We start from the raw sequence: 13,902 nt of genomic DNA, 5'->3' as shown, positions 1-13,902 counted from the left end.
GTTCACTCCCCCCGCGCGCTGCCGCGCGCCGTGGTGTCGGCCGGCACGCGGCGCGAGTCGTCGAGTACTTTGCGGCGGACGTCCTCCGCCAGCGCGGCTACGGTGCGCGCGGTGAAGATCTCCCGTACGGAGACCCGGATGCCGAACCGCTCCCGGATACGGGAGGTGATCTGCAGGGTCAGCACGGAGTTGGCACCGAGGTCGAACAGGTCGTCCTCGACCCCCACCACCGGCTCCCCGAGGACCTCGGCCCACATCCGGGCGAGCGCCTCCTCGGTGGGGTTGCGCGGCGCGGTGCTCTCCTCGGCGGCAGCGGCCCGCTCCTCGGGCAGCGGCAGCGCACGCCGGTCGATCTTGCCGGTGATGGTCATCGGGAACGCGTCGAGCACGACGAGCACCGACGGCACCATGTAGTCGGGCAGCCCGGCGGCGAGGCGGGCCCGGACGGCCTCGGGATCAACGGCCCCGCCGCCCTGGGCCGTCACATACCCGACCAGGTCGTAGTGGCCGCTGCGCTGCTGCCGGGCCAGGACCGCCGCCTGCGCGACGTTCTCCTCCCGCAGCAGCGCGGTCTCCACCTCGCCCGGCTCCACGCGGTAGCCGCGGATCTTGACCTGGTTGTCGATCCGGCCCAGGAAGTCCAGCGTGCCGTCCGGCAGCCACCGGACCAGGTCGCCGGTGCGGTAGAGCCGCCCCTCCGGGTCCGGACCCAAGTGGTCGGGGACGAACCGCTCCTTGGTCAGCTCCGGGCGTCCCAGGTAGCCGCGCGCCACCCCGATGCCGCCGATGTACAGCTCGCCGGGCACCCCGACCGGCACCGGGTCGCGGTGCTCGTCCAGCACGTACGTACGGGTGTTGGTGACCGGCGCGCCGATCGAGGGCAGCCGGCCCGCCGCGGCCTCTTCCTCCGGCTTGAGGAAGACGGCGGTGGCCAGCACCGTGATCTCGGTCGGCCCGTACTGGTTGACCAGCGTGAACGGGGCGTCGGCCGGCAGCCTGCGGCGCACCACGTCCGCGCCGGTCAGCACGTACCGCAGCGCGCCGTGCCACAGCGCGCGCTGATCCAGTACGGAGTCCAGCCGCGGCGCCGGCACCAGCGTCACGGTGATGCCCTCCGCGACCAGCCAGTCCGCGAACTCGTGCGGATCGTCCAGCGCGGTCTCCGGCGCGAAGTGCACCGAGGCCCCGCAGGCGAGGTTCGCCCACACTTCGAGGATCGTCGGGTCGAAGCCGGGGCCGACGATCTGCGACGCCCGGTCGCCGGGGCCGATCCGGTAGTAGTCCCGGTACCAGTCGCAGAGGTTGACCACCCCGCGGTGCTCGACGAGCACGCCCTTGGCGCGCCCGGTGGACCCGGAGGTGTAGATCACGTAGGCGAGGTCACCGGCCGATACCGCAACCTGGACGGGGCCGGTGGGCCGCCCGTCGGCCCCGTCCTCGACGTGCAGCACCGCCACGCCCTCCGGCACCGGCACATCCGCCGGCCCGTCCCGTACCAGCAGCAGCCGTACGGAGGCGTCCTGGAGCATGTACGTGGTGCGGTCGTCCGGCAGCGCGGGGTCCAGCGGCAGATAGGCCGCCCCGGCCTTGAGCACCGCGAGCTGGGCGGTGACCATCCCGGCGCCGCGGCCGGTGCGTACCGCGACCACCTCGCCCGGCCGCACGCCGTACGCCAGCAGCCGGTGCGCCAGCCGCTCGGCGGCGTCCTCCAGCTCGGCGAAGGTCAGCCGGGCGTCCGGGGCGACGACGGCGGTGGCGTTCGGGGTGCGGGCCGCCTGCTCGGCCACCAGCTGGTGCACGGTCGTACGGTCCGCGCGGCCCGCCGCGCCGGTGGCGTTCCAGCCGGTGGTGACCTGGTGCCGCTCCGCGTCGTCCATCATCGGCAGCTGCCCGAGCAGCCGCTGCGGACCGGCGGCCATGTTCTCCAGCAGCACCACCAGGTGCCGCGCGAGCCGGGCGACCGTCTCCTCGTCGAAGAGCGCCGTGCTGTACTCGATCAGCCCGGCCAGCGCCCCGTCCCGCTCCTCGAACTCGAAGCCGAGGTCGAACAGCGCGTTGAGCCGGGGCAGCCCGAACTCCGCCATCCGCAGCCCGTCGGGCCCCGGCACCGGGCCCTGCGGGCGCTTGAGGAGCAGCGCCGCCTGGATCAGCGGGGTACGGCTGGGGTCGCGGTCCGGCCGCAGCTCCTCGATGAGCCGGTCGTACGGCACGTTCTGGTGCGTGAAGGCGTCCAGGACGGTGCCGCGGACCTCCGCCAGGAACTCCGCGACCGTCAGCTCGGGGCGCACCTGTGCGCGCAGCACCAGCGTGTTGACGAAGAAGCCGAGCACGTTCTCCAGCTCGCTGTGGTCGCGGCCGGAGACGATGGTGCCGAGCGCGATGTCCTGCTGCCGGGCGTAGCGCGACAGCAGCAGCTGCACACCGGCGGTCAGCGTCGCGAAGAGGGTGACGCCCTCCCGCCGGCACAGCGCGGTCAGCTCGTCGACCAGGCCGGGGGAGAGCGTGTAGCGGTGTGCCGCGCCCCGGGTGCTGCGGGTGGCCGGGCGGGGCCGGTCGGTGGGCATCTCCAGCGGTACGACGCCGTCCAGCTGCCGCTTCCAGTAGTCGAGGTCGGCCGCGTAGGCGTCCGCGCGTGGGGCACGCTGCCAGACGGCGAAGTCCGGGTACTGGACGGGCAACGGCGCCAGCTCCGCAGGCCGCCCACTGCGCGCGGCCTCGTAGAGCACGCCCAGTTCGCGGGCCATCACATCCTTCGACCAGCCGTCGGTGACGATGTGGTGCATGTCCAGGACGAGGACGTGGTCCTCCTCGGCGACCCGGACCAGCAGCGGCCGCAGCACCGGACCCGCGCGCAGGTCGAACGGCTCGCTCAGCGCGGTCCGCAGCAGTCGTTCCAGCGCGGCATCGCGGTCCTCTTCAGCTGCCTCCGTGAGCTCGACCGTCCGGACCGGCACCTCGCCCGGCTCGTGCACGATCTGGACGCCCTGCCCGCCGCGCGAGCCGAACGTGGTGCGCAGTGTCTCGTGCCGGGCCGCCAGCGCGCTGACCGCGGACCGCAGGGCGGGTACGTCGAGCGGCCCGGTCAACCGCAGGCCGAACGCGGAGTTGTACTCGCTGCCCTGCGACTCGTAGTCGTAGAGGAACCACAGCCGCTGCTGTCCGTACGAGAGCGGCAGTTCGCCGTCCCGGCCCACCGGCTTCAGGCCGGTCTCCCGGGCCCGCGCCCCGTCCAGCCGCCCGGCCAGCCCCGCCACCGTCGGCGTCTCGAACAACGCCCGGATGGGCACCTCCACGCCCAGCACGGAACGGATACGACCGATCAACCGGGTGGCCAGCAGCGAGTGCCCGCCCAGGTCGAAGAAGCTGTCGTCCACGCCGACCGCGCTCAGGCCCAGCACCTCGCTGAAGAGGTCACACAGCTGCTCCTCACGGGCGATCCGCGGACCGCGCCCGCGCGGGGCCGCCTCGGCACCGGGAGCCGGGAGCGCGGCGCGGTCGGTCTTGCCGTTCGGCGTCAGCGGGATCGCGTCGAGCGCCACCACGGCCGCCGGGACCATGTACGCGGGCAGTTGGGTGCCCGCGAAGGCGCGCAGCTCCGCGGCATCGGCGCCGGCCGGGGCCACATACGCCACCAGCCGGGTGTCCCCGGGCCCGTACGCATGGGCCACCACGACCGCCTTGCCGATGCCCGGGTGGCGCTCCAGCACGGCCTCGATCTCGCCGAGTTCGATCCGGAACCCGCGGATCTTGACCTGGAAGTCGGACCGGCCCAGGAACTCCAGATTGCCGTCCGCGGCCCAGCGTGCCAGGTCACCGGTGCGGTACATCCTCCCCCAGCCTTCGGCCGGGGGGACCCCCACCCGGCCTTCGGCCGGGGGGACCCCCACCCGGCCTTCGGCCGGGGGGACTCCCATGCCGGGCGCGAACGGGTCCGGCACGAAGCGCTCGCGGGTCAGTTCCTCCTGGTGGAGGTAGCCGATCGCCACCCCGGCGCCCGCGATGTACAGGTCGCCGCTGACGCCCACCGGGACGGGCTGCCGGTCCGCGTCGAGCACGTAGACGCGGGTGTTGCCGATGGGGCGGCCGATGGCGGGCGGGCCCGGGCGGTCGTCGAGCCGGGCGGCGGTCGACCAGATGGTGGTCTCGGTGGGCCCGTAGAGGTTGGTGACCTCCGACCCGAGGGCGCGCATCCGCTCCGCCAGCGCGGTGGGCAGCGCCTCGCCGCCCACCAGCATCCGCAGGCCGCGCAGCGCCTGCGGCTCCGCCTCGCACAGCGCCTGCCACAGACTCGGCGTGGCCTGCATGATGCTCGCCCCGGAAGAGGTCAGCAGCCGGGCCAGCGCACCGGGGTCGGTGGTCGTCTCCCGGTCGGCGAGCACCACGGCCGCGCCGCTGATCAGCGGCAGATACAGCTCCAGCGCCGCGATGTCGAAGGCGATGGTGGTGACGGACAGCCACACGTCGTCCCCGGTCAGCGGGAACAGGTCGCCCATGGACACCAGGAAGTTGGTCAGCGCGTGGCGGCCGACGGCCACGCCCTTCGGGCGCCCGGTGGAGCCCGAGGTGTAGATGACGTAGGCGGGGTCGTCGCCGGTGGCGGTGGCCGGGAGGTCGTCCGGGGCCAGGTCCGTGCCGGGCAGCGCGGCCAGCCGGTCCCGCAGCGCGGGGTCGTCCAGGACGAACAGCCGGTCCGGCGCCCCGGACAGCCGCTGTGCCGTGGCGCCGTCGGTGATCAGCGCGGCCGGGGCGGCGTGCTCCAGGATGTAGCCGATCCGGTCGGCCGGGTACTCCGGGTCGAGCGGGATGTAGGCGGCCCCCGCCTTGGCCGTCGCGAGCAGCGCGACCACCAGCTCCGGGCCGCGCGGCAGCGCCAGCGCCACCAGCGTGCCCGGCCGTGCGCCGCCGTCCACCAGGGCGCGGGCCAGCTGGTTGGCGCGCGCGTTGAGCTGCGCGTACGACAGGCGGGCCGCGCCGCTGACCAGGGCGGTGCGGTCGGCGTGGTGGCGTACCCGCTCCTCGAACAGTCGGCTCACCCCGGCACCCGGCACCGGCCGCGCGGTGGCGTTCCAGTCGGTGAGCAGCCGCTGCCGCTCCTCGGGACCGAGCACGTCGTACGCGGCGTATGCGTCGTCGGGCGCGTCGGCGGCGGCCCGCAGCAGCCGCAGCAGTCCGTCGGTCAGCCGCCGCACGGTGGCGGGCGTGAACAGCTCGGTGCCGAAGTCGACGACCAGGTCGATGCCGTGCGTGCCGTCGTCCGCTGCCCCGGCCCTGTCCTGGGCCGTGGCTCCGGACCGCATCCGGAATCCGAAGCGCAAATCGAACCGGCAGTGCTGGGCGGGTAGTTGAGTGACCCGCGCAGTGAGCGGGCCGAACGGCCGCCGCGCCGCCTCCGCGCCCCGGACCTCGACGGCGACCTGCGCCAGTGGGTGCCGGTTCAGCGCGCGTTCGGGCCGCAGCGCGTCCACCACCTGCTCGAACGGCACCGTCCCGTGCTGCCGCGCCGCCTCACCGGCCGTGGCGCAGTCCCGTACCAGGGCGCGGAAGCCGCGGCCGGGTGCCGGGCGCGTCCGTACGACGGCGGTGTTCGCCAGCGGCCCGATGACCGTGGCCGACCCGGCGTCCGGCCGGCCGGGCAGGGAGACGGCCAGGGGGATGTCCGTACCGGCGCCGAAGCGGTACAGCAGCGCCGAGACACCGGCCAGCAGCACCGCGTCGAGCGGCACACCGGCACTCCGCGCCAGCCCGTCCAGCTTCCGGTGCAGGGCGGCGTCCAAGAAGGCGTGGTACGTGGTGCTCCGGTAGTCGGTGACGGTCGGCCTGGGCCGGTCCAGTGGCAGTTGCAGTTGCTCCGGGGAGCCGTCCAACGTGGTGCGCCAGTAAGCGAGTTGCCGAGCGGCAGGGCTGCCCGGTTCCTGCGGATCGCCGAGCGCGGCGCGTGCCGCGGCGGCGATCTCCGCGTACTGCGGTCCGGGCTCGGTACGCGGCGCGCCGCCGGTCCGTACGGCCTCCGCGTACGCGCCCGCCAGCTCCTCGGCCAGCAGCGTCAGCGACCGCTCGTCCGCCGCGATCTCGTGCACCACCACGACCAGGACATGGTCGTCGGGCGCCACGCCCAGCAGCCGGACGCGCAGCGGGCACTCGGCGGTGAGGTCCAGGCCCTCGCCGGCCGCCTGTGCCAGAACGCGGTTGAGCCGGGCCGGCGGCACCGGCTCGGCGCGCAGCGCGGCGAAGGTCCGCTGCGGCGGCCGGAATTCCGGGCGGCAGCGCCCCTCCACCTCGCGGTGCACCGTGCCCAGGACCCGGTGCCGCTGGACGACCGCGGCCAGCGCGGCCCGCAGTACGGACAGGTCCAGGGCGCCGCTCAGCCGTACGGACAGCGTGCGGGTCTGGCCCGGCCGCCCCTCCTGGAACCGGTTGAGGAACCACAGCTGCTGCTGTACGGGGGAGAGTCCGGCCGTGCCGTCCGCGATGCCCGCGGACTCCCGCACCCCAGGGCGGGGAACGTCGCGAGGAAAACCGTCACTTGTTGCTGTCACGTCTGCTCTCCAAAGGATTGCGGGACGCCCGGCCGGTGAAATGCCCGGCCGGGCCGCGGTGCGCGGATACGGATCACGCGGCGCGCTGCAGCAAGCGGCCGCCGAATTGCATGAGGGTGGCCCGCCCGGATTCCGGGTCGGTCAGAAATCGCCCCAGGTGTTCCGTGTCCGATTTTTCGGCGGGCCGGGCGGAAAACACCTGGACACCGTGACCGGAGAGGTAGTACTCGGTTCCGTCGTCGTCCTCCAGCACCGCGGTCCCGGAAGCGGTACGGGAAATCCGGTAGACCGTTTCGCCGTTGACCCACCGGCCGGTGCAGTCGGGCAGCGCCCGGTCGCCGCCGGTCGCCGTGCCCGCGGCCGGCGTCCCGGCCGGCGGCATGCCGACCGCCAGGCCCTCGGCGCGCAGCAGCGCGACCAGGTCGCCCCACGCCGCGGCACCGGCGGCGGAATCCGCCTGGAAGGCGAGCACGGTGCCGCTCGCCGGATGCACCCGCAGGTGGCAGGCGGTGCCCGCGCCGGCCGCGTCCAGCCCCAGCCACCGGCCGGGCCCCGCCCCGTACAGGGCCCAGCCCAGGCCCCAGGCGTCGGCCAGCCCGAACGGCGCGGCGTCGAACGGCGGCTGCCGCATGGCGGCCACGGCCTCGTCGTCCAGCAGGGCACGGGAGGCGCCGCCGCGGTCGTCCAGGAAGAGGCTGCCGAAGGCGGCCAGGTCCTCGGCGCGGCCGGCCAGCGCCGCGGCGGGCTCCGCGGCCCGGGGCACGTCCGGCTGAATCCGCACCGGTCCGTTCCGCGTGACGACGTGGCCGCCGCGGACGGTGCCGCCGCCCGGGCCCCCGCCGAGGAACGCGGGCGCGATGTCCAGCGGGCCCAGCAGGAAGTCGGTCACGGCCTGCCGCCAGGACATCCCGGTGACCGCCTCGATCAGGCGGCCCACCACGGTGAAACCGGCGTTGGAGTACGAGAAGGCGCTGCCGGGAGGGAAGAGCAGGCCGGCGGCGGCGGTGGCCGCCGCGGCCTGCGCGGCCGTGCCGGGCTCGCCCGGCGGGTCGCAGACCAGGCCGGAGCAGTGGCTCAGCAGGTGCCGCAGTGTCACGGCGGAGGCGGCGTCGGTCCAGGAGGACAGCCGGGCGCGCACCGGCTCGTCGAGGTCCAGGTCGCCGTCGGTCACCAGCTGCATGGCGACGGTGGCGGTGAACAGCTTGGTGACCGAGGCGAAAGGCAGCGCCACGGATTCCGCCGTACCGCCCGCCCCCGCGTCGTCGTCACCGGCCCGCGCCACGGAGGTGCCGCCCGGTCCGCGCAATGCGCACCGCACCACGGAAATCCGGTGGCGGTGCGCCAGTTCGCCGAGCATTTCGCCCAGCCGTCGTGAATCCACGGCACATCCCCCAGAAGGCAGTGGTCAGTGGGCCCGGAATTCGTGAAAGGCGCGGCAGACGGCCCGCGGCGCGGAATGTCCCGGGAAAGTGAAGGCCTGTCGGTGCAAGCTCGTTGGTGAAAGCAGGCTAACACCGGGGAGTTGGGCCAGGTAGGGACGTTAAGCAGCAGGCAAATGACGCAGGTTGCCGAACCGGAGGGGTTCGGGACCCGGGAAGCGGAACGGCCGGCGGCCCCACCAGGGGCCGCCGGCCGGCGTGCGTACGGGCGTGGGCTATTCGCGCATCCCGATGGCTTCGGCGGGGCGCGAGCGCAGCGCGAGCTTGGTCGGCAGCAGCACCGCCGCCGCGGCCAGCGCCGCCGTCGCCGCGACGATGCCCAGGTACAGCAGCGGCGGGATGTAGGGCACGGGGGAGGAGGTCAGCCCGAGGCTCACCGTCATCAGCGGCAGCAGCGGTACGACCGTGCCCACCACCACGGCGATCAGGATGACCATCAGGGTCTCCGTCCGCATCATGCGCATCACCTGGTCCGGTGTCGCGCCGACCAGCCGCAGCAGCGCGAACTCCCTGATCCGGCCCAGCGTCGTCATCACCAGGGTGTTGGCCACCGCCACCGCGATGTAGCCGAAGACCAGCACCAGGGGCAGCGCGCTGCCGACCAGCCCCGCCATCGCGGTCTTCTCCTGCGCCACGCCGTTCTCGTCCGCGGTCTTCAGCCCCGGATAGCGCGCGGCCAGCCGGGAGAGCCCGTCGGCGACCTTGTCCCGGTCCGCGTCCGGTGCCAGCCGTACCAGGACCGCGTCGTCCAGCCGTTTGGAACTGTGCTTGATCACCGTGTCGTGCGGCAGCGTCACATCGCCGAAGCCCAGGCCGCGCTGGTAGACGGCGACGACCTTGGACTCCTGCCGCGCGCCGTCCGGCAGGTGCAGCCGCACCCGGTCGCCCACACCGGCGCCCAGGGTGCTCGCCGCGCCGCTGCTCAGGGCGACCGCGTCCGGCGAGGCGCCCAGGCCGTTCAGGTCGCCCTCGGCCACCTCCAGGTCGAAGAGCTGGTCCAGCTTGCCCGGTGTCACGCCCTGCGCCTCGTAGGGGAAGACCTCGGGGGAGTCCAGCAGCTTCCGGGACGCGAACAGCTTGGTCCGTACGACCCCGGCCGCCGCCGAGACGCCGGGCAGCCGCGCGATGTCCCCGGCGGCCGCCACCGGCACCCCGCCGAGGTCGCTGCCGAGCGTGTAGTCGGCGACCACGCCCGCCGCGGCCTGGTCCTTGGCCGCCTCGGAGGTCGTGGTGGGGATGAACAGCTGGACGGAGGCGAAGCCGATCGCCAGGATCAGCGGACCGATGCCCGCGGCCAGCCGCCGGGCGTTGGCCCGGGTGTTGGCCACCGCCAGGTACCCCAGCGTGCCGAACCGCCGCTGGAAGGGCCGGGCCAGCAGCCGGGTCGCCCGCCCGACCACCGGCGGCGCCAGCATCAGGATCGCGATGACCATGATGAGACCGCCGCTGCCCGCCCCCGCGACCGCGAAGATGGAGCCGAAGAACAGTGGCAGCAACGAGGCCCCGAGACCCAGCACGAGCAGGATGACGCCGAAGATCTTCCGTGCCCTGCCGAGCGTGGGCTCCTCCGTACGGGACTGGCTCAGCGCCTCCACCGGGCGGATGGCCACCACCTTGCGGGCCACCGCGAACCCCGCGATCTGCGCGGTCGCCACCCCGATGGCCACCGCCGCGACCATCGGCACCGGCCCGTAGGAGAACGTGAAATCGTCCGGCACCACGCCGATCACCGACAGCGCCCCGCGCAGCACCCCGGCCGCCAGCGCACCGGGCAGACAGCCGACGACCGACGCCAGCAGGGAGATCACCAGCGCCTCACCGGCGATCATCTTGTGGATCTGCTTGGGCGTCGCCCCCACCGCGCGCAGCAGCGCCAGCTCGCGGCGCCGCTGGTGGACGCCGAGCGCGAGCGTACTGCTCACCACCATCAGGGTGATCAGGATGACCGTGCCGCCCAGCGAACCCGCCAGCTCCTTCAGACTGCCCCGCGCGGAGGCCACGTCCGGGTTCTCCACACTGCTCAGCGCCTCCCCGGTGTACAGGTCCGCCGGGGTGCCGCCGAGCTTGCCCTCGATCCGCTCCGCCAACTCGTCGGGATCGGTGCCTTCCTTGGCCAGCACACCGATCGCCGAGACCTGGTCGTCCCGGCCGTACAACTGCCGTGCCTGCGCCTCGGAGAAGAACACCGGCGGGGTGCGCAGCCCGTCCCCGCCGTCGTCACCGCCGCGGTACTCGACCACGCCGGCCACCGTGTAGCGCGCGGCGGCCTGTGTCGTAGCGAGCCGTACGGTGCCACCGGCCTTGACCCCGGCCCGCTCGGCGAGGGACTTCTCCAGCACGACCTCACCGGGCCGTTCCGCACCCCGCCCGCCCACCAGGTGGAACGGGCCGAGGACGGAGCCGGGCCAGGACGTGCCCAGCGCCCCTTCGCCGTCCTCGCCCTTGAGCACACCGCCGTCCTTGTCCACCAGCTGGGTGGGAAAGCGCAGGTCGGCCACGGCCTGCCGGACCCCCGGCACCGCCGCGACCCTGGCCACCAGCGAACGCGGTACCCCGACGGCGTCGTCCAGCGCCTTCGTCTTGGTGCTCTTGCCCTCGGTGACCGAGAACTCCTGCTTGCCCGCCACCACCACCGCGGCGTCCCGGTAGCGCTGCGCCGGGACACCGGAGTCGATGCCCGACTGGAGGATGATGCCGAAGGCGGTGATCAGCATGGAGGCCCCGAGGAGCGCGACGAACGCGCCCACGAAGCCGCTCTTGCGCTCCTTGACCGTCTTCAGCACGAGGGCGAACACGGGATCACCACTCTCCTAGCCGGGTCATCCGCTCGGCGATCAGCTCCGGCGTCGCCCGCGTCATCTCCTCCGCGTACCGCCCGTCCGCGAGGAAGACCACGCGGTGCGCGTAGGAAGCGGCGACCGGGTCGTGGGTCACCATGACCACGGTCTGTCCCGTCGAGTCGACCACGTCGCGCAGGAGTTGCAGCACCTGTTTGGCGGTACGGGTGTCCAGCGCGCCCGTGGGCTCGTCGGCGAAGACCACCTCGGGGCGGGGCGCCAGCGCGCGGGCGATGGCCACCCGCTGCTGCTGGCCGCCGGAGAGCTCCGACGGGCGGTGCCCGAGCCGGTCGCTCAACCCCACCTGCGCCACCACCCGGTCCAGCCAGGCAGCGTCCGGCCGGCGGTCCGCCAGCATCAGCGGCAGGCTGATGTTGTCCGCCACGGTCAGCGCCGACATCAGGTTGTACGCCTGGAAGACGAAGCCGACGCGCTCCCGGCGCAGCATGGTCAGCTCGACCTCGTTCAGGCTCGCGAGGTCGGTGCCGCCCAGCACCACGGTCCCGGCGTCCGGCCGGTCCAGGCCCGCCGCGCAGTGCAGGAACGTGCTCTTGCCCGCGCCCGAGGGGCCCATCACCGCGGTGAAGGAGCCCCGGGTGAAGCTCAGGGACAGATCGCGCAGCGCGTGCACCGCACCGGCGCCTCTGCCGTAGGTCTTGCGGACGCCGCTGAGGCTGACCACCGGGCCGTCGCCCGCCCGCCGACTGTCTCCGTTGCCCAGGGGCGTGGCCTCGTCCGCCCGCGGAGGCGGCGCCGCCTCCGTCGCGCCCCGTGCCGCCCGGTCCCTTCTGCCCACGTCGACCCCTCGCTGCGCAGTCCGTGTTCGGTTCTCCTGCTCCAGCACGCTAGATCTTCGGTCACCCGGGGGACCACCACGTGAACTGGAGATTCAAAGGTGCAGATAAGTGCCCCCGCGGCCTCCGGAAGACCCCCGGACGGCCCTCCCGGCAGGTCCCGGAGACCCGGTCCGGGCGTCACCCCCGGTGGTACCGTGATCGCGCCGTTGCGTCGGGGGGTTCACTCAGCCATGTCCTTACCGCTGTTCACGACACTGCGACGGATGCCCGCGCGGGAGCTCTCGCGTCGGCTGTTCGGCCGCTTCCCGCAGGCCATCGGCTACGTCGTGCTCTGCCTGGGCACCGGCCTGGCCGGTCTCGGCCTCTTCTACCTGCTCGTCGTCACCCTCGCCCTGTGCCTGGTGGGCACCGGCTTCCTGCTGCTGCCGCTCGTCCTGCGGCTGCTGCGCCGGGTGGCCGAATTCCACCGCCGCCGGGTCTCCCGGATCCTGGGCACCGAAGTCGTCACGCACTACCGGGGGGTGGACGGCGACACCCGCCGCCCGCGGCTGTCGATGGGCGATCCGGCCGTGCGCAAGGACATCGTGTGGCTGCTCGCCCACAGCATCCTGGGCACCACCCTGTGCGTCGCCGCCATCAGCGCCTGCGGCGGCGCCGTCAACTGGCTGTCCGCGCCGCTGTGGTGGCGCCTCGCGCCGCGCGAGCGGGACGCCGTCATCATCATCACCGTCGACTCCTGGCCGAAAGCGATCGGCGCCATGTTCGTCGGGGTGGTCTACGCGGCGGTGGCCGCCGGGATCGTCGTGGCGCTGGCCCGCGTACACGCGCTGGGCTCCCGCAAAGTCCTGGTCACCCGGGCGCGGGTGCCGCTGGAGCAGCGGGTGCAGGAGCTGTCGGTCACCCGCGCCGAGGCGCTGGACGCGCACGACGCGGAGCTGCGCCGTATCGAACGGGACCTGCACGACGGGGCGCAGGCCGGCATCGTCGCGGTGTCCCTGCGCCTGGGCATGATCAAACGGGCGCTCAAGGCGCGGCCCGATCAGGTCCCCGAGATGGTCGACGCCACCCAGCAACTCGCCCAGCAGGCCCTGGAGTCGCTGCGCCAGCTGGTCCGCGGCATCTACCCGCCGGTCCTGATCGACCGCGGCCTCATCGACGCCGTACGGGCGCTGACCGCGCTGAACGAGGTGCCCACCTCGATCGACATCGAGGACGACGCGGCGGCCGCGCCCCGCGCCCCCGCGGCCGTGGAGGCGGCCGCGTACTTCGTCGTCTCCGAGGCGCTGACCAACGTCGCCAAGCACAGCGGCGCGGACAGCGCGCTGGTACGGCTGCGGATCGGCGCGCGCAGCATCTCCATCCACGTGGAGGACGACGGCCGCGGCGGCGCCTCCGAACACGCGGGCAGCGGAATCATGGGCGTACGCCGCCGGGTCGCGGCCTTCGACGGCACGACAGAACTGGTCAGCCCGCCCGGGGGCCCGACCGTACTCAGAGTGGAGATTCCATGCGGATCCTGATCGCCGAAGACAACGCGCTGCTCCGGGAGGGGCTGGTCCTGTTGCTGGCGGGCGAGGGCCACGAGATCTGCGCCACCGTCGACAACGGCACCGACCTGCTGCCCGCCCTGCTCGAACACCGCCCCGACGCCGCCGTGGTGGATGTCCGGCTGCCCCCGTCCTTCCGCGACGAGGGCCTGCGCGCCGTGGTGGAGGCCCGCCGGCAGATCCCCGAACTCCCCGTCCTGGTCCTGTCGCAGTACGTGGAACGGGCGTACGCGGGCGAACTGCTCGCCCAGAGCGCCTCGGGCGTCGGCTACCTGCTCAAGGACCGGGTGGGCAACACCGAGGAGTTCCTGGAGGCGCTGGACCGGATCGCGGCCGGCGGCACCGCCATGGACCCGGAGGTGATCTCCCAGCTGATGATCCGCCGGGCCGGCGACGACCCGCTGAGCACCCTCACCCAGCGCGAGCGCGAGGTGCTGGCGCTGATGGCCGAGGGGCAGAGCAACCCGGTCATCGCCAAGTCCCTCTTCATCGCCGAGAGTTCGGTCAACAAGCACATCGGCAGCATCTTCACCAAGCTCGACCTGCCCACCTCCGCCAGCGGCCACCGGCGGGTGCTGGCGGTGCTGACGTACCTGCGGGCGTAGGCCGTCCACGGGAATCGCCCCTGACTCCCTTGTTGTGTGCGTGACGGCGCGCGAAGCGCCGCGCGCCACGGCGCAGCGGTTGTACCTACTGGTATGTACAGTGGCGGGAGCACCGTTCAGACCGACCTGAGGAGGCACCCG

Annotated in this window: 6 protein-coding genes; 2 read left to right on the top strand and 4 right to left on the bottom strand. The window is 73.6% G+C overall.

All coding sequences use genetic code 11. The features are described from left to right. Window positions 1-2 precede the first annotated feature (2 nt). The 4 genes from IH45_RS1000000145180 to IH45_RS0111790 all read right to left on the bottom strand — a co-directional run bounded on the left by IH45_RS1000000145180 (window position 3) and on the right by IH45_RS0111790 (window position 11,533). Window positions 3-6,536: a non-ribosomal peptide synthetase gene (locus IH45_RS1000000145180; RefSeq protein WP_078897472.1), complete on the bottom strand. Its 6,534-nt coding sequence runs from the start codon at window positions 6,534-6,536 to the stop codon at window positions 3-5. A 73-nt stretch (window positions 6,537-6,609) separates the two neighbouring features. After that, a complete protein-coding gene (locus IH45_RS0111800) occupies window positions 6,610-7,917 on the bottom strand; it encodes a serine hydrolase domain-containing protein (RefSeq protein ID WP_158813034.1) in 1,308 nt (435 codons plus the stop codon). Window positions 7,918-8,190: 273 nt separating this feature from the next. Further along, entirely contained in the window at window positions 8,191-10,770 is a 2,580-nt protein-coding gene (locus IH45_RS0111795) for an ABC transporter permease (protein WP_030665725.1), read from the bottom strand. 4 nt (window positions 10,771-10,774) lie between these two features. Continuing rightward, window positions 10,775-11,533, bottom strand: coding sequence for an ABC transporter ATP-binding protein (locus IH45_RS0111790; RefSeq protein WP_050514757.1), 759 nt, complete (start codon window positions 11,531-11,533; stop codon window positions 10,775-10,777). Window positions 11,534-11,872: 339 nt separating this feature from the next. Here IH45_RS0111790 and IH45_RS0111785 point away from each other — a divergent pair, with 339 nt between their 5' ends. Together IH45_RS0111785 and IH45_RS0111780 are read left to right on the top strand one after the other, a co-directional pair. Then, window positions 11,873-13,129, top strand: coding sequence for a sensor histidine kinase (locus tag IH45_RS0111785; RefSeq protein WP_030665720.1), 1,257 nt, complete (start codon window positions 11,873-11,875; stop codon window positions 13,127-13,129). Then, the gene (locus IH45_RS0111780; RefSeq protein WP_030373232.1) at window positions 13,117-13,761 is read left to right on the top strand and encodes a LuxR C-terminal-related transcriptional regulator; all 645 of its coding nucleotides are present in this window, start codon (window positions 13,117-13,119) and stop codon (window positions 13,759-13,761) included. Before IH45_RS0111785 ends, IH45_RS0111780 begins: the two co-directional genes overlap by 13 nt. Window positions 13,762-13,902: the final 141 nt, after the last annotated feature.

Origin of the sequence: Streptomyces rimosus subsp. rimosus (assembly GCF_000720725.1) — a bacterium.
In the GTDB taxonomy this organism is placed as follows: Bacteria; Actinomycetota; Actinomycetes; order Streptomycetales; family Streptomycetaceae; genus Streptomyces; species Streptomyces rimosus_A.
Note: the sequence above shows the minus strand (reverse complement) of the source record. Positions and strands in the feature narration are given on the sequence as shown.